The organism is Azospirillum sp. ST 5-10, assembly GCF_051225715.1.
Classification (GTDB): Bacteria; Pseudomonadota; Alphaproteobacteria; order Azospirillales; family Azospirillaceae; genus Azospirillum.
Window position 1 is genome coordinate 110,796 of record NZ_JBPJSP010000015.1, and the last position, 18,728, is coordinate 129,523.

Annotated in this window: 16 protein-coding genes and 2 pseudogenes; 7 read left to right on the forward strand and 11 right to left on the reverse strand. The window is 70.1% G+C overall.

The features are described 5' to 3' along the window. Positions 1 to 114: 114 nt before the first annotated feature. Positions 115 to 471: a winged helix-turn-helix transcriptional regulator gene (locus tag ACSBPG_RS17780; RefSeq protein ID WP_435538535.1), complete on the forward strand. Its 357-nt coding sequence runs from the start codon at positions 115 to 117 to the stop codon at positions 469 to 471. Between the two features lie 143 nt (positions 472 to 614). Here ACSBPG_RS17780 and ACSBPG_RS17785 read toward each other — a convergent pair whose 3' ends face one another. The 10 genes from ACSBPG_RS17785 to ACSBPG_RS17830 all read right to left on the reverse strand — a co-directional run bounded on the left by ACSBPG_RS17785 (position 615) and on the right by ACSBPG_RS17830 (position 10,865). Further along, positions 615 to 1,178 (reverse strand): hypothetical protein, encoded by a 564-nt coding sequence (locus ACSBPG_RS17785; RefSeq protein ID WP_435538536.1) that lies wholly within the window; start codon positions 1,176 to 1,178, stop codon positions 615 to 617. 504 nt (positions 1,179 to 1,682) lie between these two features. Next, positions 1,683 to 4,151, reverse strand: coding sequence for an arsenate reductase (azurin) large subunit (locus ACSBPG_RS17790; protein WP_435538537.1), 2,469 nt, complete (start codon positions 4,149 to 4,151; stop codon positions 1,683 to 1,685). Positions 4,152 to 4,167: 16 nt separating this feature from the next. Then, a complete protein-coding gene (locus tag ACSBPG_RS17795) occupies positions 4,168 to 4,695 on the reverse strand; it encodes an arsenate reductase (azurin) small subunit (protein ID WP_435538538.1) in 528 nt (175 codons plus the stop codon). Positions 4,696 to 4,858: 163 nt separating this feature from the next. After that, on the reverse strand, positions 4,859 to 6,202 hold the full coding sequence (locus ACSBPG_RS17800; RefSeq protein WP_435538539.1) for a sigma-54-dependent transcriptional regulator: 1,344 nt from the start codon (positions 6,200 to 6,202) through the stop codon (positions 4,859 to 4,861). Further along, on the reverse strand, positions 6,189 to 7,655 hold the full coding sequence (locus ACSBPG_RS17805) for a sensor histidine kinase (RefSeq protein WP_435538540.1): 1,467 nt from the start codon (positions 7,653 to 7,655) through the stop codon (positions 6,189 to 6,191). The genes ACSBPG_RS17800 and ACSBPG_RS17805 overlap by 14 nt, the downstream gene beginning before the upstream one ends. Continuing rightward, positions 7,652 to 8,527: a substrate-binding domain-containing protein gene (locus ACSBPG_RS17810; protein WP_435538541.1), complete on the reverse strand. Its 876-nt coding sequence runs from the start codon at positions 8,525 to 8,527 to the stop codon at positions 7,652 to 7,654. The genes ACSBPG_RS17805 and ACSBPG_RS17810 overlap by 4 nt, the downstream gene beginning before the upstream one ends. Positions 8,528 to 8,634: 107 nt before the next feature. Then, a complete protein-coding gene (locus tag ACSBPG_RS17815) occupies positions 8,635 to 9,156 on the reverse strand; it encodes an arsenate reductase ArsC (RefSeq protein WP_435538542.1) in 522 nt (173 codons plus the stop codon). Between the two features lie 77 nt (positions 9,157 to 9,233). After that, the gene (locus ACSBPG_RS17820) at positions 9,234 to 9,470 is read right to left on the reverse strand and encodes a thioredoxin family protein (protein ID WP_435538543.1); all 237 of its coding nucleotides are present in this window, start codon (positions 9,468 to 9,470) and stop codon (positions 9,234 to 9,236) included. A 25-nt stretch (positions 9,471 to 9,495) separates the two neighbouring features. Then, positions 9,496 to 10,461 carry a permease gene (locus ACSBPG_RS17825; RefSeq protein WP_435538544.1) on the reverse strand — a complete coding sequence of 322 codons (966 nt, stop codon included), beginning with the start codon at positions 10,459 to 10,461 and terminating at the stop codon, positions 9,496 to 9,498. 53 nt (positions 10,462 to 10,514) lie between these two features. Next, the gene (locus tag ACSBPG_RS17830; RefSeq protein WP_435538545.1) at positions 10,515 to 10,865 is read right to left on the reverse strand and encodes an ArsR/SmtB family transcription factor; all 351 of its coding nucleotides are present in this window, start codon (positions 10,863 to 10,865) and stop codon (positions 10,515 to 10,517) included. A gap of 372 nt (positions 10,866 to 11,237) precedes the next feature. Between ACSBPG_RS17830 and ACSBPG_RS17835 the strand changes: the two are divergent. From ACSBPG_RS17835 to ACSBPG_RS17860, 6 genes and pseudogenes are all read left to right on the forward strand, one after another. Then, positions 11,238 to 11,393: pseudogene (locus tag ACSBPG_RS17835) on the forward strand (IS3 family transposase); the annotation flags it as partial. A gap of 179 nt (positions 11,394 to 11,572) precedes the next feature. After that, positions 11,573 to 11,897: pseudogene (locus tag ACSBPG_RS17840) on the forward strand (integrase core domain-containing protein); the annotation flags it as partial. Between the two features lie 327 nt (positions 11,898 to 12,224). Next, positions 12,225 to 13,265, forward strand: a complete 1,041-nt coding sequence (locus ACSBPG_RS17845; RefSeq protein ID WP_435538546.1) for a dTDP-glucose 4,6-dehydratase — start codon at positions 12,225 to 12,227, stop codon at positions 13,263 to 13,265. A gap of 56 nt (positions 13,266 to 13,321) precedes the next feature. Beyond that, positions 13,322 to 15,283: an aminotransferase class I/II-fold pyridoxal phosphate-dependent enzyme gene (locus ACSBPG_RS17850; RefSeq protein WP_435538547.1), complete on the forward strand. Its 1,962-nt coding sequence runs from the start codon at positions 13,322 to 13,324 to the stop codon at positions 15,281 to 15,283. Further along, positions 15,280 to 16,047, forward strand: a complete 768-nt coding sequence (locus tag ACSBPG_RS17855; RefSeq protein ID WP_435538548.1) for a TylF/MycF/NovP-related O-methyltransferase — start codon at positions 15,280 to 15,282, stop codon at positions 16,045 to 16,047. The genes ACSBPG_RS17850 and ACSBPG_RS17855 overlap by 4 nt, the downstream gene beginning before the upstream one ends. Before the next feature lie 33 nt (positions 16,048 to 16,080). Further along, the gene (locus ACSBPG_RS17860) at positions 16,081 to 16,809 is read left to right on the forward strand and encodes a WbqC family protein (protein ID WP_435538549.1); all 729 of its coding nucleotides are present in this window, start codon (positions 16,081 to 16,083) and stop codon (positions 16,807 to 16,809) included. Here ACSBPG_RS17860 and ACSBPG_RS17865 read toward each other — a convergent pair. After that, on the reverse strand, positions 16,793 to 18,718 hold the full coding sequence (locus ACSBPG_RS17865; protein ID WP_435538550.1) for a hypothetical protein: 1,926 nt from the start codon (positions 18,716 to 18,718) through the stop codon (positions 16,793 to 16,795). The genes ACSBPG_RS17860 and ACSBPG_RS17865 overlap by 17 nt on opposite strands. Positions 18,719 to 18,728 lie beyond the last annotated feature (10 nt).

Below are 18,728 nucleotides of genomic sequence, written 5' to 3' on the forward strand. Positions count from 1 at the left end.
GCGTCGGAGGGAGACTGCTATTAGTCTTTCCAGATGACAAGAACGGACGAAAAAGTAAGGTACTCACCCGAAGGTAAGCGTGCTTCCTACACGCCCCAATCGGGAGCCCAGAGCGTGCAGAATGTGCTCCGCGTCCTGGAAGGGCGGTGGAAGCTCGTGATCCTATTCCAGCTGTTCGGTGGCCAGGTGCGGCGCTTCTCCGATCTGGAGCGGGCCATTCCCGGCATTTCCCAGAAGATGCTGATTCAGCAACTGCGCCAACTCGAAAGCGACGGCGTCGTCGGGCGCATCGTTCACCACCAAGTCCCGCCAAAGGTGGAATATCACCTGACGGAATGGGGGCAGTCCCTGTGCCCGACGCTCGACGCCCTGCTGATCTGGGCCGAGGGCGCGCCCGCCGAAGTCCGGGCACGGCTCATCCAAGAATCGCCGAGCAGTGACGCGCAAGGATCGCAACCAAGCGTCACGTAGATGGAACGCGTCGCAAACCGGTTGCGGCTTGGGCCGTTGTCACCGGTCGCAGGAAGTCGCGAGCGGTGTTGAGCGCCAAGCGGACTCTGTATCCCGCACCGGTGCTGTCTGTTCACGGCCACAGTCCCGCATGGACGACTCCCTCAAACGCTCGATGCCGTCCAGGCCGTGCTGCCGTGCTGAGCGGGGCGCTGGCTTCCTGTTGCCACGGCGCGGCTGACGATCTCGCCGTCGAGATTGACGAAGTACTTCGCGGTGCGCACGAGCTGGTCCGGAGTGAGGCCGTTGGCTCTCAGCTCTTCCCACATCTTCTCCATTTCGTGCTCCGGCCGACCAAGGTAGGAGTCGGTGATGCGGTCCATCAGCTTCTGCTGGTCGGCCGTCACGTATGGCATGTAGCCGCGGTCGTTAACGGGCAGCGCGATCTGAAACGCCGGCGGGTCGACCGTCCGGCTCTGCACGACCTTGTCCCGCTGGCGCTTGTACGCGCCCAGGTCCTCCTGCATCCGGGCGATCTCTTCGGCCTCGGCCTGCTCGGCCGGTGTCGGCGCCGCCGTCGTGTCCGGCGCTTCGGGGACGTTTGCCAGCAGGTCCGAGAAGTTTGTGGAGCCCGTGGATTGGTTGGCGCCTGACATCCTGCCCCGATCCGAGGCGACGGCATGGCCGACAGGCGCATGGTGACCGAGGATTTGCACGTTCACCTCCATTGCGGTTTTGTGGCTCTGAACGTTCGCCGCCGGATGAAAGCAACGTTCATGCCATGTCTGCCGCGCCGAAGGTTGCCGTTCAAACGACTCATGCCGCTGACACGCGCCACATTCCGCCCGGCAGGCTCTGCCCATGGGCACAAATAGCCACGCGACAGGAGGCCATCGCGACATTTGTTCGGCGGACAACGCTAAGGTCGAACGCACCAAGAACAAAGGCCGTCTCTGAAACTGGGATGCAGATCCGGGCTACAGCTGCGCGCCTCCCGCACGAAGCACGGGGGAACGCATTCCAAACCATCGATTCCAAAGCGAAACCGGGAGAAATGGTTGGGGGGACTAGGGCCCACAACCAAATTCGGGAACGCTTTGAACTTGTTCGGTTGGCGTTTTGTGATCTTCAATATATGGTATGCTTGGGCTACACGCAATTGCATCCGGCAGGGGAAGCCGACAAGGGCGCCGAAGCGCCCTTGTCGGGACACGCGGAAAGCTCCCGCGGCGCTACACGCCCCGGGGATACGCGATGCTCTTGAAGCTCATGGCGTCGGCGCCGGGGGCGCGGCCGATGCGGCGGATGTCGGCCCACACGTTCTTGTAGTTGGGGATCATCAGCTCGTTGGTCCCCTTGCTGATGACGTTCCCCACCTGGCCGGTCGGCGCGATGAACAGCATGAACGCGTGACCAGGCCTGGCGGTCGGCGTGGGATAGACCATCGCCTGGGTCGAGCCGACGTCGTTGTAGACCTCCACGAGGTCGCCCGCCGCCAGCCCCAGCCGCGCCATGTCGTCGGGGTTCATCTCGATGGGGGCGACCGGCATGCGTTCGCGCACGAACGGCGTGTGCACGTCGTAGAAGGCGTTCTGCCAGACCAGGTTGTTGCGGCCGTTGTTGATGAGGAAGGGATACTTCTCCTTCTGCTGCTGCCGGCCGGCCACCTGCAGACCGCGCCAGGCGGTCTCCAGGAAGCGGGCGCGGCCGTCGTCGGTCTTGAAGCGGCCGTCGGTGTAGAGGCGTTTGGTGCCGACGAGCTTGCCGTCCCGGACCGCCACCACCGGCTCGTGCACGCCGTTGGTGCCCATGGCCCGCAGCCGCTCGTAGGTGACGTGCTCCCCGCCCTCGGCGTGGGCGTGGTAGCCGTCCATGAAGGCGTCCTCCTCCGTCGCCCACTCGAACTTGCCCTTGAAGCGGGCGGCGTAGCCCTCGTTGCCCGCCCGCCGGAACGACTCCTCCAGCGCGGTGCCGAGGCGCGCGGCGATCAGGCAGTCGGGCAGGGCGGTGCCCGGCGGGTCCATGTAGCGCTCGGTCAGGCGCAGGCGGCGCTCGCCGTTCATGGAGGTGAGGTTCATCTCGCCCGCCGTCGCCGCCGGCAGCCAGACGTGCGCCGCCTCGCCGGTCTGCGTCGGCAGGATGTCGACGACGACGCTGAACAGGCCGCCGCGCTTGATCGCCGCGACGATCTGTTCGAGCTGGGCCTCGCGGTCGCCGTAGGGCACGCTGTCCATCGCCTCCTTCACCAGGTTGGTGCGGCGGCGGTAGGCGCGGCGGAACTCCTCGGCGTTGAGGGTCGACTTGAAGTGGTCGACCGCCCACACGTGGTGGACGCCGCCCTGGCCGGCGATCAGCATCTGGTCGACGTAGGCCGCGGGGCGCCCGACATGGGCGTCGGAGGGGCGGACGTAGCCCTCCTGGTGGCCGCCCAGGCGCACGCACCCCGTGCCCTCGCGGCCGACGTTGTGGGTGGCCAGCGCCAGGTTCACCAGGGCCGCGTTGGTGCGGTAGTTGTCGTTGCCCCAGATCAGCCCCTTCTCGTAGGCCATCATGGTGCGCCGCGGTTTGCCGCCCTCCTTGGGCTCGGCGATCCAGCGCGCCGCCTTGGCGATGGCCTCGGCCGGCAGCCCGGTGACGGCGGCCGCCTCGTCCAGCGAGGTTCGGTTGGCCGCCACCGCCGCCTCGAAGCCGCTGGTGTGGGCGGCGATGAAGTCCTTGGCCTGCCAGCCCCGGGCGACCACCTCGGTGAGCAGGGCGTTGAGCAGCACCAGGTCGGTGCCGGGCTCGATGGCGAGGTGCAGCACGTTCTCCGCCCCGGCCACCGTCTCGCAGGCGTTGACCGTGACGGTGCGCCGCGGGTCGACGACGACGATGCGCCCGGCGGCGTGCGCCTCGCCCGCCAGCAGCGCCCGCTTCTTCGCCAGCGACTCCCCGCGCAGGTTGGGCACCCAGTGGGCGAGGAAATAGTTGGTCTGGTTCTCCAGCGGGTTGGCGCCGACGACGAGGATGGTGTCGGCCAGCTCGGCGTCCTCGTAGCAGTTGTTGAGCTCGCCCACCCCCATGTCGCGGCTGGCGTGCACCTCGCTGTTGTAGGCCGGGCGGTTGTGGATGCGGATGTTCTTGACCGTGAGGGCGTCGAAATAGAGCTTGCCGGTGCCCCAGGTGTTCTCGTAGCCGCCGGCGGCACCGCCATGGTCGAAGGCGGAGACGATCACCCCGTCCTCGCCCATCTCCTCGACGACGCGGCGGGTGACGTCGGCGACCAGCGCCAGGGAGTCCTCCCAGCTCGTCGGCATCATCTGGGAGTAGCGCCAGACCATCGGGCTGGACAGGCGGGCCGCCATGGTCCCGGTCTGCTCCGACACCCGCGTCTCGCCCATGCGGCCGCCGCGCACCGAGGTGAGGCCGGCGTTCACCTCGCAGTCCTTGTCCGGCTTGATCACGAGGTGGACCAGCTTTCCGTTCTGCTCCACCACGTTGTACATGGAGGGCGCGTACCAGGCGGCGCTCTCGGCACCCTGCTGGCGCGCGAGGTCCTCGCCGAAGGCGTTCTGCTCCGGCCGCGTGCCGCCCTGGCGGTCGATGGGCCAGGAATAGGCCTTGTAGCCGCAGCCGACGATGCAGAAGTCGCAGGTGACGTTGTGCACCGCGGCGTCCTTGGGCGGGATGGGAAGCTGGTCGATGCCACGCTTGTAGGTCATGGGTCCGTCCTCCCCTTCAGCCCTGCAGCACGTTGCGGGTGCGGCCGTAGATCAGCTCGTCGGCGCCGACGGCGGTGATGTCGCCGTCGGCGTCGACGGTCAGGCGGAACATCGGCAGGTTCTGGGTGGCGTGCCCCCACACCTGCTGGCCCGCCGCCTCGCAGTCGAAGCGCGAGAAATGGCCGGGGCAGTTGAGCGTGCGGTCGGCGGCGTCGAAGGCGAGCGGATAGCCCTTGTGCGGGCACAGCGTGGAGTAGGCGACGACGTCGCCGTCCGGCCCGGCGCCGCCCGGCACCCGCCGGCCCAGCTTGACGAGCACGCCGGGGGAGTCGGCGTCGGGCCAGGCGATGGGCAGCGGCTCGTCGACCGTCAGGTCCTTGAGGTTGGCGAGGCGGCCCGGCGGGTAGTCGACGCGGGCCCCCGGCAGGGCGGCCCGGGCGGGGGACGGGGCGACGGCCGCCGCCGCGGCCCCGGCGGTGGCGGCGGCACCGCTGCGCAGGAACTGGCGGCGGCCCAGCGCTGCGAGTTTCGGACACTCCGGCATGAACGGTTCCTCCCTTGGACCGATTGTTGGTGTGCCAAAGGAAGCAACCGCCGTGCCGCCCGCCGTGCTGCCCGCCGGGCCGCGGGAGCCGCGGCCTGCGGCGCCGTCCGCGTCCGGAAATCCGGATGGGGCGCCGGTGTGACGTCCGGATTTCCGGACGTCGTCAGCCGCCCTGGCCGTCGGCGATGCCGAGGCGGCGCATCTTCTCCCACAAGGTCGTGCGGCCCACCCCGAGCAGGTCGGCGGCGCGGGCGAGCTGCCCGCCGGCGCGGTCGAGCGTCGCCTCGATGTGGCCGCGTTCGGCGCGGTCGCGCACGGCGGCCAGCGGCGGCCACCGGCCGTCGCCGGCCGGCTCGGCGGCCGCCCGTTCGGGGAACAGGGCGTCGGCCGGGATGGCCGGGCCGGCGGCCAGCGCCACCGCCCGCTCCACGCGGTTGCGCAGCTCGCGCACGTTGCCGGGCCAGTCGTGGTCGCGCGCCGCCGCCTCGGCCGCCGGGGTGAGGTGGTGCGCCGGCCGGCCGAAGCGCTCGGCGAAGTGGCGCAGGTAGGCGTGCAGCAGGTCGGGCACGTCGTCGCGGCGGGCGCGCAGCGGCGGCACCGTCACCGGGATGACGTTGATGCGGTAGTAGAGGTCGTGGCGGAAGGCGCCGTCGCGCACCGCCCGCTCGAGGTCCCGGTTGGTGGCGCAGACCAGCCGCGCCGCGAAGGGCAGCGGCGCCTCGCCGCCGACCCGGAAGAACACCCGCTCCTGGACGAGGCGCAGCAGCTTGGCCTGCACGGCGAGCGGCAGGTCGCCGATCTCGTCGAGGAACAGGGTGCCGCCCGCCGCCCGCTCGGCGTAGCCGCGGTGCAGCGCGTGCGCCCCGGTGAAGGCGCCGCGGGCGTGGCCGAACAGCTCGCTGTCGATCAGCTCGGGCGGGATCGCCGCGCAGTTGACCGCCATGAAGGGAGCGGCGGCGCGCGCCGATTCCTGGTGCAGGAAGCGCGCCGCCACCTCCTTGCCCGCCCCGCTCTCGCCGGTGATGAGGACCGTGCTGTCGACGTCGGCGACGCGGCGCAGCAGGCGCTCCACCGCCGTCATCGCCGGCGAGCGGCCGAGCGCCCCGGTCGGCCGGGCGGCGGCGCCGTGCCGCAGCAGGTCGCCGACCCGGGCCAGGAAGTCGTCGACGGCGAACGGCTTGGTCAGGTAGTCGCCGGCGCCGGCGCGGACCAGGCGCACCGCCTGGGCGATGTCGCCGAAGCCGGTCATGAACACCACCGGCGTGCCGCCGAGCCGCGGCGCCAGCGCGGGGAACAGCGCCTCGCCGTCCATGTCGGGCAGGCGGATGTCGCAGACCACCAGGTCGGGGCGTTCACGGTCGAGGGCGGCCAGCGCCTCGCCGGCGGTGGTCCACCACAGCGGCCGGTAGCCTTCCAGGCGCAGCCGCTCGGTCAGGGATTCGCCCATGATGGCGTCGTCCTCGATGACGGCGATGGTCGGGGGCGCGTCGGCGTCACTCCGCGGCATGGCTCAGTCTCCCGTCGTCGTGGCGAAGGGCGGGGCAGGGCAGGGTCAGGGTGATCGTGGTGCCGGCGGGACCGGCGGCGACGGCGACGCCGCCCCGCGTGCGCTCGAGCAGGCGCGCCACCGTCCACAGGCCGAGGCCGCGGCCGCCGCGCGGCAGCGGGGCGGCGCCGCGGCTGGCCAGCAGCGCCGCCATGGCCGGCGGCAGGCCGGGGCCCTGGTCGCTCACCGCCAGCCGCAGCGCGCCCGCGCCGCGCTCCGCCTCCAGCACCACCCGCCCGCCGGGCGGCGAGGCGCGGCAGGCGTTGAGCAGCAGGTTGAGGGCCATCTGGCGCACCGCCGCCCCGTCCACCGCGGTCGGCCCCGCCAGCCCGTTGCGCCACACCAGCGCGAGGCGCCGCCGCTGCGCCTCGTGGGCGACCAGGAAGCGCAGGTCGTCGAGGTCCTCGGGCGCCAGCGGGGCGCCGCCGGGCGGCTCCTTGTAGACCACCAGGGCGGCGCGGACGACGCTGGCGATGCCGCGCAAGCCGCGCTCCAGCAGGGCCGCCGAGCGCAGCCGCACGGCCTCGTCGGCGCCGTGGCGCTTCAGGGTGTCGACCGCGGTCAGCATGCCGCCCAGCGGGTTGTTGACCTCGTGCGCCATGCCCGAGGCCAGCCGGCCGAGCAGCGCCAGCTTCTCCTCGTCGGCGAGCCGCCCGGCCAGCGCCTCGCGCTCGGCCAGCGCCTCGGCCATGGCGTTGAAGCGGCGGAACAGGCGGCCGAAGCCGGTCTCCTGGCGGGCGATGAAGCGCTCCGGGATGGGGGCGGGCGTGCCGGTGCGGACGCGCTCCACGTGCTCCTCCAGGATCGCCAGCGGCCGCATCAGCCGCGCCACCAGGGCGTAGCCCACCGCCGCGAAGGACAGGGTGAGCAGGGCGTTGAACAGGACGAGCTTGGTCAGCACCTCGCGCCGCGCCGCCATCAGCGGGGCGATGTCCATCTCCGCCAGCACATGGCCGGCCGGCGCCGCCGCCGTGCCGAGGCGGCGGTGCGCCCAGGCGGTCTGCCGGGCGGGATCGAGGACGAGGCCGCCGGCGTCGCCGAGGTGGACCCGCAGCGGTGCCGGCAGTGCCTTGCCCACGGGGTACTGCGGCGGGTCGGTGGCGGCGAGCACGGTGGCGTCGGGCAGGGTGACGACGAAGACGCGCGTCGGCACCCGCGTGTCGCGGCGGCGCAGCCGGTCGAGGATGTCGAAGGTCTCCCACACGTCCTGGCGGGCGACGTGGGGCTGCAGGGCGACGGCGAGGCTGTCGAGCTGGGCCGAGGCGAGGTCGCGCAGGTGCGCCTCCTGGTCCGCCGCCAGCCGGGTGAGCACGGACCAGGACAGGACGCTGCCCACCGCCGCCATCAGCAGCGCCACCAGCAGCGGTGTCTTGACGGTGAGCGGCCAGGCGGCGGGGGCGGGGAGGCGGGTCATGTGTGGGCCCGCACGGCGTCGTACATCGCGGCGATCGGCTCGAACAGCGACGGCTCCGCCGCGGTGAAGCCGTCGAGGCGCAGCAGCGCCAGCACGTCGCGCCCGGCGGGATGGTCGGCCATGGACACCAGGGCGCGGCGCAGGGCGGCGATGTCGGCGCCGTCGCGCCGGGCCGCCGGGCAGGCCACCGGCGGGAAGCCCAGCCAGGGCGAGCGCCGCAGCACCCGGGTGCCGGCGACCAGCGCCGGCTCCACCTCGGCCATGACGTCCCAGACGTAGCCGTCGACGCTGCCGCCCTCGGCCAGCCCGCTGGAGACGGCGCGCACCACGTTGCGGTGCCCGTAGGTGAAGAAGCTGCGGCGGAAGAAGCTGGCCGGCGTCTCGCCGCGGGTCGCCAGCAGGTGCTGGGTGACGAGGAAGCCGGAGTTGCTGTCGGGGTCGGAGAAGGCGTGCACCGTGCCGCGCAGGTCGTCGACGGCGGCGACCGGGCCGCCGGCGCCGACGATGAGATAGGACTGGTAGAGCGGCCGGCCGCGGTAGAGCGGCACCGCCACCAGCGCCAACCGCGGCCGGTACTGCACGAAGGGGAAGCCGCAGATCCAGGCGGCGTCGAGGTTGCCGGTCAGCAGGAGGGTGGTGATCTCCTGGTAGGTGCGGCGCTGCACCAGCGCCACCGGCCGCCCCATGGCGGCGCCGAGGTAGCGCTCCAGCGCCGCCAGCAGGGCCGTGTCGGAGTCGAGGAACACCGGCGTCAGGCCGAAGCGCAGGGCGTCGCCGCCGTGGACCGGCGCGGCGGCCAGGGTGGCGCCGGCGGCAAGGCCGGCGAGAACGGTGCGGCGGCGGCACGCGGGCGGCCCGGCGGCGTCCGGCATGCGCTCCTCCCTGCCGGCAGCTTTCACTGTTTTGCAACAGTCTAAGCGACCGCGCCGGGAGGAGGCAAGGATTCGTCCGTCTGACGGACGAACGGTCCGGGTGCGGGTCAGGCGACGTCGCTGTCGGCGTGGTGGATGCGGCCGATCTCGTCGAGGCGGCGCTTGAGCGACAGGCGGTCCAGCCCCTCCAGCCGCAGGCTGGCGAAGATCTTGATGCGGCTGTCGAGTTCGAAATAGGCGCGGCGGAACGCCTTGAGGCGGGTCTCCTCCGGCCCCTGGACGGCGACCGGGTCCTCGACGCCCCAGTGGGCCGTCATCGGCTGGCCCGGCCACACCGGGCAGGGCTCCCCCGCCGCCTGGTCGCAGACGGTGAAGACGAAGTCGAGCTGGGGGCTGTCGGGACGGGCGAACTCGGCCCAGTCCTTGCTGCGCAGCCCCTCGACGGAATGGTTGAAGCGCTGCAGCAGGTCGAGCGCCGTCGGATCGACCAGCCCGCGCGGGCGGCTGCCGGCGCTGAAGGCGGCGAAGCGCCCGTTGGACCAGCGGCGCAGGATGCACTCCGCCATGATGCTGCGCGCCGAGTTGCCGGTGCACAGGAACAGCACGTTGTAGACCTTCGCGGGTGCCATGGTGCCTCCGTCGCGGCGGATAACGATTCGATGATTTTCCAATTATCAAAATCACTCGCCCCGGTCAAGCGGCACCCCTACGCCCGCAGCCAGCCGTCCACCGCCGCCGCGGCGGGGACGCCGCCGGCGTGGACGACGGTGCCGTCGACCACCACGCCGGGGGTGCGCAGGACGCCGTGGCCGAGGATGGCGGCGGGGTCGGTGACCTTCTCGACCGCGACGGGCACCCCCAGCGCGGCGGCGCGCTCCTCGATCAGGCGGGCGGTGGCGAGGCAGTTGCGGCAGCCGGACCCGAGAACCTTGACGGACTTCATGGTGTCCTCCCGTGGAATGGTGGGATCAGGCGAAGAGGGCGTTGAGCAGCAGGCCGACGGCGGTGAAGGCGACGGCGAGGAAGCCGCCGAAGAAGGCCAGCATGGGCACCCGCAGCACCTTGCGCAGGATGATGAACTCGGGCGGCGAGATGGCGACCACGCTCATCATGAAGGCGATCACCGTGCCGACCGGCACGGACTTGGCGAGCAGCGCCTCGGCGATGGGGATGACGCCGGTGGCGTTGGCGTAGAGGGGCAGCCCCATCAGCACCGCGGCCGGCACGGCGAACGGGTTGCCGGCGGCGGCGTAGCGGGCGAACAGCGCCTCGGGAACGTAGCCGTGCAGGGCCGCGCCGACGGCGATGCCGCCCAGCACGTAGGGCCAGATGCGCCCGACGATGTCGCGGACCTCGCCCCAGGCGCCGCGCACCCGGCCGCGCAGCGAGGTGTCGGCGGCGATGTGCGCCGCCCGGCCCATGCGGATGGTCCAGACATAGGGCTCGACGTAGCGTTCCAGGCCCAGCCGGTCGATCAGCACGCCGCCCAGCACGCCGACCCCCATGCCGACGGCGACGTAGATCGCCGCCAGCTTCCAGCCCATGATGGAGGCGAGGATGACCACCGCGACCTCGTTGACCATGGGCGAGGTGATGAGGAACGCCATGGTGACGCCGACGGGGATGCCGCCTTCGAGGAAGCCGATGAACAGCGGCACCGAGGAGCAGGAGCAGAACGGCGTCACCGCCCCCAAGGTCACCGCCAGCAGGTAGCCGAGGCCGCGCGAGCGGCCCTCCAGGTATTCCCGCACCCGCTCCGGCGCCAGCAGGGAGCGGAACAGCCCCATGACGAAGACGATGGCGACCAGCAGCGCGAAGATCTTGGTGGTGTCCTCGACGAAGAAATGGACGGCGTCGCCGAGCTTGCCGCCGGGATCGAGGCCGAGCAGGCCGTAGGCCGTCCAGTCCGCCAGCCGGGTGAAGATCGCGAACATCGCCTTGCCTCCCCATTGGCCCGGGACCGGGTGCCGGGCCCCGGCCGCGCCGGTCACGCCGCGCGGGTGCGGGACGGCCGCCCCGGCATGGCGGCCAGCCGCTCCAGGTCGCCGCGGTGCGCGGCGTCCCCCTCCAGCCCGTCGGCCGCCGCCGCGACGGCGCGGCGCGCCCACGGCGCGAGGTCGTCGGCCACGGCGTAGAGCACCCACCGGGCGTCGCGCCGCACCCGCAGCAGCCCGGCGTCCCGCAGGGTCGCCAGATGCTTCGACGCCTTGGGCTGGGCGATCGCCAGCGCGTGGGTGACCTCGCACACGCACAGCTCCCCCTGGCGCACCAGCAGCGCCAGAGCGCGCAGGCGGAGCGGGTCGGACAGGGCGGCGAAGACGGTGCTGACGTGGTCCATGGGGCGAGTATGCGCCGCGCCGCATATGAGTGGAATGGGATATGCGGACGGGCGCATGTGACGGAGCGTCGCAGGGGAAGGCGCGGCGGCGATGGACCGGCACCAGCGGCGTTTCCGCCGGAATGGTTGTCCGGGCGACCGAGGTTCTCGGGTCGCAGGACGAGGCGGATCTGCGGCCGGAGCGCCCGGACGAGGGGCTGGACGACCACGACCCGCCGCGTCGTCTGGACACCATCGCGGGTGCGATGATCGAAGTGACCTTGCCCCCGTGCAACGCCTCCCATAGCCGGGTAACATCGGCGCTGGACAGGAGGCGGTATGAACCGCGCCGGGCTTTTCGGAGGCCCTGTTTCCTGAGAGGATGGGGTCATCATGACGACGCAGACATCCCCCTTCGCCCCTGAAATCCGCGAGCGTGCGGTACGGATGGTCTGCGAGCACGAAGGCGAGCACGCCTCGCAGTGGACGGCGATCAGTTCGATCGCGGCGAAGATCGGCTGCAATCCCGAAACGCTGCGGAACTGGATGCCGCATCCTCGCTCGATTGTCCCGTCGCTATCGCTGACCAGAACCGCCGACCATCCTCACGTTGCGCCGAGGGGGGCCGCCCAGGTGATCGCAGAGGAACCCGCCCAGATCGATCCGATCGCCGATTCTTCTTCATCGCAACCTCCTGTGTCAGGTTGTTGCGACGACCGCTTGAATCCGCCCAATACGTTGCCATCAAGTACACCGAGCGTCTCACCGACGCCGGCGTCGACCCCTCCGTGGGCAGCGTCGGCGACAGCTACGAGCCCGAAGGGCCAGCGCAGCTACAACGCCTTGGCCGAGACGATCAACGGCCTCCACAAGACCGAGGTGATCCGGCGCCGCGGACCGTGACGCACCCTGGAAGCCGTCGAGTTCGCCACCCTGGAATGGGTCGACGGGTTCAACCACCGGCGCCTCCTCGAGCCCATCGGAAACATTCCTCCCGCCGAAGCCGAGGCACGCTACTATGCGCAAGCCGAGGACGTCGCCATGGCGGCGTGACTCAAGCAAAATCGCTTCCGACAAACCCGGCGCGGTTCAGAATCACACCACAGCCAACGCCTCAATATACTTCCACACTCCGCGAGTCAGGAGTTTCTGAAAGCGGTATCAGCGGTTTCGTTCAATCCCCTTCAGTGAGTCACGATCTCTGCTCGCCAGTATGACACGAACGTGAACCAAGCTTATTCCAGCCGCCAAGCTGTCCGGGAAATGGGACCATCTCACACCACGTCCCCGGGCGCGACCTATTTACCCGATCTTAAGGTTTTGCAATATAGTGGGAATAGGCTATTTCTAAAATTTCAAAGTGCTTTCTTGGAGCGTCGCATGTCATGCAGAGTCCTGGTAACAGGGGGGGCGGGCTTCATCGGCTCGAATTTTGTCCGATGGATGCTTGACCGTTATCCTGAATACAGGATCGTCGTTCTCGACGCTTTGACGTACGCTGGGTCGATGACGAATCTGCCGCCCTTTGACCCCCTGGACGAGAATGCCTCCCTGACGTTCCATCTCGGCAACGTCTGCAATGCCGGCCTCGTCAATGATCTGGTGGCTGAAGCGGACTGGGTCGTGCATTTCGCGGCGGAGACCAACGTCACCCGCTCGATCCACGACACCACTCCCTTCTTCATGACAGACGTCATTGGCACGCAGATCGTCGCGAATGCCGTCCTGCGGGCGGGCTCGCGGGTCAAGCGCTTTCTGCACGTCTCCACGTCCGAGGTCTACGGGACCGCGGTCGGCAACGTGGCGATGGCGGAAGACCACCCGCTCAATCCAGCGAGCCCATACGCCAGCGCCAAGTGCGGTGCCGACCGGCTGGTCTATTCCTACTGGACGACGTACGGGGTGCCCGCGGTCATCGTCCGCCCCTTCAACAATTACGGCCGGTTCCAGCATCTGGAAAAGGTGATCCCGCGCTTCATCACCAGTTGCCTGCTTGACGAATCGCTGACGGTGCATGGCGAGGGCGCGGCCGAGCGGGACTTCGTCCACGTCGCCGATACCTGCCGCGCACTGGATACGGTTCTGCACGCCCCCACCGACCTCGTCGTGGGCGAAGTGTTCAACGTAGCCAGCGGCCGATGCCGCAGCGTGCTGTCCATCGCGCACGACGTCGTCGGGCGCATGGGCGTCAGCGCCGATCGCATCCGCTACATCGGCGACCGCCCCGGGCAGGTGGCTCTTCACCACGGGGACTGGTCGAAGATCCACGATGTCCTGGGATGGCGACCGGATGTCGATTGGGACGCTGGCCTTGACGACACCGTTGCGTGGTTCAGAGAGAATCGACGGCTCTGGGAGCCGCAGATCTGGCTGCGCACCGTTCCGATTCGCACCCAGAGCGGTCGGATCGATATGCATTGACCTCCAGGCAACGGCAGTCTTTCCTGCGACCCGAACGATCCGAAGCGAGATCTGAGATGAACCGTCCGAGGGCGCAAGACGCCGCGCCGCCCAAGCTGCAATCAATCCCGTTCTACCACCACGACCTCGGTCGTCCAGAGCTGGAAGCGGTGGCGCGGGTGCTTGAAGGGCCGATTCTCACCACAGGCTCCGAGGTGGCCGAGGTCGAGCGCCGGCTTGCCGCCCTGCTGGGACGGCGCCATGCCATCGCGGTGACCAGTTGCACCGGCGCCATGCACATGGCGCTGATGGCCCTGGGCGTCGGGCCGGGCGATGAGGTCATCACCACGCCCATGACCTTTGTCGCCACCGCCGCCGCCATTCTGGAGGCGGGGGCGACGCCGGTGTTCGCGGATGTCGAACCGGCGACCGGCAACTTGGACGCCGCCGCCGTGGCGGCCGCCGTCACCCCCCGCACCCGTGCCATCATCCCGGTGCATCTCTACGGCGCCATGTGCGACATGCGCGCCCTGCGCGCCATCGCCGACCGTCACGGCCTGGCGTTGATCGAAGACAGTGCCCATTGCATCGAAGGGCGCCGCGACGGCGTCCGGCCGGGCGAGCTGTCCGCGGCCGCGTGCTTCAGCTTCTACGCCACCAAGAATCTCACCTGTGGCGAGGGCGGCGCCCTTGTCACCGATGACGATGCGCTCCATGAGCGGCTCCTGCGGCTCAGGCTGCACGGGATCGACCGCAGCCTCGCCGACCGCCACGCCAGCAGCAGCGGCGACTGGGACATGGTCGCCATGGGCTGGAAGTACAACATGAGCAACATCGAGGCGGCTCTTCTGCTGCCGCAGATGGACCGGCTCGACCGGAACTACGCCCGGCGGGACCGGCTGGCCCGCCTGTACGAACGGCGCCTCGCCGGGTTGCCCGGCGTCCGCCTGCCGGAACGGGCTCCCGACACGGTCCATGCCTGGCATCTCTTTCCCGTGTGGATCGACGGCGACCGCCGTGACGAGACATTGCGCCGTCTGCGGACCGAGGGCATCGGCTGCGTCGTCAACTACCGGCCCGTGCATCTGACCCGCCATTTCCGGGAGACCTTCGGCTTTGCCGAAGGTGCGTTCCCCAACGCCGAACGGATCGGGCGGGAGACCTTGTCGTTGCCGTTCTATCCGGCCATGCCGGACGAGCACGTCGAGATGGTGGTCGAAGCGCTGGCGGACTGTCTGGGGGCGGGTGGCCGGCGCGCCGCAGCGCCGGAACCGAGCGACGCCCCGGCCGCCGCGCCGGCGCCGTCCGTTCCTGCGGCGGCTTCGGCTTCGGTATCGTCGGTGCTCCAGCGGCTCGTCGCCGAGGTGCCCGGCTTCAGCGATTTCGATGAGCTTGTGGCGCTTCACGCTCTGGCCATGGGCAACGCCGGAGTCGCCGGCGATGTGATCGAAATCGGCTCCTGGTGCGGGCGCTCCACGGTCGCCCTCGCACTGGCGGCGCGCGTGATCGGTGCCCGCGTTCACGCCATCGACCTGTTCCCGGAACGCGCGCATTGGCAGCGCAATGACGACGGATCGTGGAGCATCCGCACCACCGTCGACGGCCGCCCGGTCAACGCCTATCAGGACCAGACGGTCTGGGCCGCGGCGTTCCATCGGGCAGTCTCGCCGGTGTATGACCAGGGAGAAGTGTTCGACCAGTTCCGGGCGACGCTCGACCGGTTTGGGGTGGCGGACATCGTCACGCCCCATCGCGGTTCCTCGGAAGACTTCCGCGCCAAGGCGCCGGCCGACCTGCGTTGCCGGCTGGCCTTCATCGACGGAGACCATGGCACCGAAGCGGTCTGCCGCGATGTCGCGGCCGTCGAGCCGTTCTGTTCCGACGGCGCCCTGGTCTGCTTCGACGACGCGTTCTCCGGCCATTATCCCCAGGTCGACCGGGCGATCCACGAATGCATCCTGGAGAATCCGCGCTACCACATGACCGCCCAGATCACCCGCAAGCTGTTCGTCGCCCGGCGCCGCGGGGCTTTCCCATGAGCGACGCGGCCGAACGGCATGCCAACGAGGCCCTGCAACGGCAGCGTCTGGAGGAGATCTTCCAGGACACGGAGCTGTCCAACTTCGAACTCTTCAGGAATTTCCCGGTCTACGCGCCACGCTTCAATCTCGCGCGTTTCCTCGCCCACTATGAGATCTTCAAGAAGATCGTCGACCTGCCGGGGGTGATCGTCGACCTCGGGGTGTACCGCGGTGCCTCGACGTTCACGTGGGCCAAGCTGTGCGAGATCTTCTGCCCCACCGACATCCGCAAGACTGTCTACGGGTTCGACACCTTCGCCGGCTTCACGGCCCTCGCGGCGGCCGACGGCCCGGCGGATCCGGTGCAGGGCCGAGTGATCGGCGGCTACGCCGCGGGTGCCGGCGCGGAGCGCGACCTTCTCCGGGCCGCGGCGGCCATGGACGCCGACCGCCATCTCGGCCACATCCCGCGCATCCGGCTGATCAAGGGCGACGTGGCGGAGACCTTGCCTCGTTTCGTGGCCGAAAAGGGCGAAGGGCTGCGCATCGCCCTGCTCAACCTCGATCTCGATCTTTACGAACCCACCCGGTTGGCGCTCGAGACGCTCTATCCTCGCATGGTGCGCGGCGGCATTATCATTGCCGACGAGTACGCCATCGACAGCTTCGGCGGCGAGAGCAAGGCCGTGGACGAGTTTTTCCTCGAGCACACCGGCCGGAAGCCGAAGGTCAGGAAGTTTCCGTGGCACAGCAATCCCTCTGCTTACATCGAGGTGGATTGATCGGATCCGCCATTCTCAAAGAGGAATCTCAGAATGCGGGTCGTCGTCATCCAGTCCGGCTATCTTCCCTGGCGGGGCTATTTCGACCTGATCGGCACTGCGGACCTGTTCCTGTTCCATGACGACATACAGTACACCAAGCAGGACTGGCGGAACCGTAACCGGATCAAGACCGCCGCCAGCTGGCGCTGGCTGACCGTTCCCGTGCGCCGCCATTCCGCCGGGCAGCGGATCGACGAGATCGAGATTTCCTACGATGCCGACTGGCGGCGCGAACACCTGAACCAGCTCGCGGAGTGCTACGGTAAGGCACCCCATTTCCGGGTCTACCGCAATCGGCTGGACGAGATCCTCGCGCTGCGTCCGCAACGCCTGTCGGAGTTGAACCAGCGGATCATCCACTGGCTGGCCGGCGAGCTCGGCGTCGCCACACCGCTGCGCCGGACCGCGGAACTCGCCGCCGTCGGCAGCAAGACCGACCGCCTGGTCGACATCCTGACGAAGGTCGGCGCTACGACCTATCTGTCCGGTCCCGCGGCGAAGGCCTACATCGAGGTCGACAAGTTCCGCCGGGCCGGCATCGGCCTGGAGTTCAAGACCTACGACTACGCGCCCTATCCCCAGCAGTGGGGCGCCTTCACCGACCACATGTCCGTCATCGACCTGCTCATGAACGTCGGTGACGCGGCGGCGCTCCACCTGCGCTCGGCGCGACTCAACGAGGTGGTTCTCGCCCCGGGCGGGCTCACGCCGGTGCCGTGAGCCGGCGCAGGGCGGCCGCCACGGCGGACGACGTCCGCTCCGGACGGCGCAGGGTCTCCGCCTGCACCCGCGCCCGCGCCCCCTCCGCGACGCGCAGGCAGGGGTCGTCGGCCAGCGCCAGGATGCGGGCGACGGCGCCCGCCTCGTCATCCTCCGCGAACACGGCGTCGGCGAGGTCGAGTCGCTCGAAGGCGGGGCGCCATGAGTCTTCCCGGAAGCGGCTCAGATAGTCGTCGCGGAATCCGACCGCCGGGACGCCGGCGGCCATGGCCTCGATCACGGAATAGCCGCCGCCATTCGGCATGGTGTCGATCGCCATGGCGACGGCGGGATAGATGTCAAGGATATCGTTGCGCCACCCCAGGCAGCGGATGCGCCGCCGCACCTCCGGCGCCATGGCCGGCAGCCACGGGGCGACGGCGACGTCGTCGATGCCGGCGACGACGCACCACAGTTGCGGCCGCGCGGCGAGGGCGGTCGCGACGATGCGCCAGAACGGCGGGCTGTGGAACTTCATCGCGCGCCCCGAGGCGAACAGGATGACGCCGTCCGCGGGCACGCCCAGATCGGACGCGCTCAATGGCTGCGTCGGCTTCCGAAAGCGGACCGTCGGCATGAAGGGGGGAACCTCCACCGACGGGCAGAGACCGTCCATCGTCGGCTTCCGGGTGAAATGGAGCGCCAGGTCCAGGAGCGGACTGGTGAACATGTCGATCTCGCCGAGGCCCAGGCCGGCCACCCACGGCGCCGGGCGCAGGGCGCAAACGAGGAAGTGCCAGCCGGTGACGGTGGTGGTCACCAGGACGTCCAGCCCGAGCGCCGCGATCCGATCGGCCGCCGCGCGGGCCGCCGCAAGGGGCGGCGCGGCATCGGCAAGCCGGACGGGATGGAGCGGAATCCCCGTCTCCGCCAGCCGCGCCGCGCGTCCGGCGTGCCAGGGCGCGTCGTCCGGCCGGATCGTTGCGCCCTCGAACGCCAGTACGCACGGATCGATCTCGCGGCGGTCGTGGTGGACGGCGAGGTCGACGACGATGTCGGGCAGGCTCGAATAGTTGGCGTCGGCATGGCCGGCCAGAAGATAGCCGACGCGCAGGGGACGGGCGCCGTCCGGCCATACGGGCGGCGCGGCGGGGGTCGGCGCAGGGGGCCGGAGCAGTCGTCCCGCGGTGCGGGCCACCACATCGTCCTGGAAGGAGACCCGCGGCACCGCGGCCGTATAGGCGGCATAGATCGCCGCGTGCTGCGCCATCAGCACCGTGGCGGCCCTTTCGGCGTCGCCGGCGGCGGCGGCCTGGATGGCCGCCCGGATGAGGATCGGCCACAACTCGGAGAAGCGCCCGGCCGCCTGCAATCGTCCGGCGAGATAACCGAGCTCCGCCCCCCGCCCCAGATTCCATGCCCGCAGAAGCTGATCCACTGCCCGGTCGTGCTGTCCGGCGATCCGGAAGGCCCGCCCCAGCGCGGCGAAGACCTGCCCGCGTTGGGCGGGTGTCGGCAGCAGCATCAGACGATGCAGCTCCTCCGGAGCGTAGGGCCGCTGGTTGCGGAGGCGGCCGGCCAGCCGGTCCAGGCGCGCTTGGTCGTCCTCGTCCAGGACGCTGGGGATGGCGATCCGGTAGCGGCGGCCGTTGCGATCCGGGGCGCTGCCGTCGGACGTGGAGAAAAAGAGCGTACCGCTCCAGTGCGAGAAGCGGCCCGCCCCCTCAGCCCGTATGGCCTCGTGCACAGCGTGCGCCGGGCCGAGCCGGCGGTCGTCCTCCCACAGCTCGATGTCGGACGCTTCGGGATCGGCGTCATCGTCGCCCCAGGGCAGGAGAAGCCCGTCGGCACGCCAGCACAGGCCGTCGTCACGAACGAGATTGCCCGGCCCGACGTCCCGGAACAGGAGCCGGCGGCGGCAGCTTTCCATGCCCGCGCCG

Coding starts and splice junctions, on each gene's coding strand:
- ACSBPG_RS17785 (WP_435538536.1), bottom strand. CDS start 1,178: ATGGAGGTGAACGTGCAAATCCTCGGTCACCATGCGCCTGTCGGCCAT.
- ACSBPG_RS17790 (WP_435538537.1), bottom strand. CDS start 4,151: ATGACCTACAAGCGTGGCATCGACCAGCTTCCCATCCCGCCCAAGGAC.
- ACSBPG_RS17795 (WP_435538538.1), bottom strand. CDS start 4,695: ATGCCGGAGTGTCCGAAACTCGCAGCGCTGGGCCGCCGCCAGTTCCTG.
- ACSBPG_RS17800 (WP_435538539.1), bottom strand. CDS start 6,202: ATGCCGCGGAGTGACGCCGACGCGCCCCCGACCATCGCCGTCATCGAG.
- ACSBPG_RS17805 (WP_435538540.1), bottom strand. CDS start 7,655: ATGACCCGCCTCCCCGCCCCCGCCGCCTGGCCGCTCACCGTCAAGACA.
- ACSBPG_RS17810 (WP_435538541.1), bottom strand. CDS start 8,527: ATGCCGGACGCCGCCGGGCCGCCCGCGTGCCGCCGCCGCACCGTTCTC.
- ACSBPG_RS17815 (WP_435538542.1), bottom strand. CDS start 9,156: ATGGCACCCGCGAAGGTCTACAACGTGCTGTTCCTGTGCACCGGCAAC.
- ACSBPG_RS17820 (WP_435538543.1), bottom strand. CDS start 9,470: ATGAAGTCCGTCAAGGTTCTCGGGTCCGGCTGCCGCAACTGCCTCGCC.
- ACSBPG_RS17825 (WP_435538544.1), bottom strand. CDS start 10,461: ATGTTCGCGATCTTCACCCGGCTGGCGGACTGGACGGCCTACGGCCTG.
- ACSBPG_RS17830 (WP_435538545.1), bottom strand. CDS start 10,865: ATGGACCACGTCAGCACCGTCTTCGCCGCCCTGTCCGACCCGCTCCGC.
- ACSBPG_RS17845 (WP_435538546.1), top strand. CDS start 12,225: ATGTCATGCAGAGTCCTGGTAACAGGGGGGGCGGGCTTCATCGGCTCG.
- ACSBPG_RS17850 (WP_435538547.1), top strand. CDS start 13,322: ATGAACCGTCCGAGGGCGCAAGACGCCGCGCCGCCCAAGCTGCAATCA.
- ACSBPG_RS17855 (WP_435538548.1), top strand. CDS start 15,280: ATGAGCGACGCGGCCGAACGGCATGCCAACGAGGCCCTGCAACGGCAG.
- ACSBPG_RS17860 (WP_435538549.1), top strand. CDS start 16,081: ATGCGGGTCGTCGTCATCCAGTCCGGCTATCTTCCCTGGCGGGGCTAT.
- ACSBPG_RS17865 (WP_435538550.1), bottom strand. CDS start 18,718: ATGGAAAGCTGCCGCCGCCGGCTCCTGTTCCGGGACGTCGGGCCGGGC.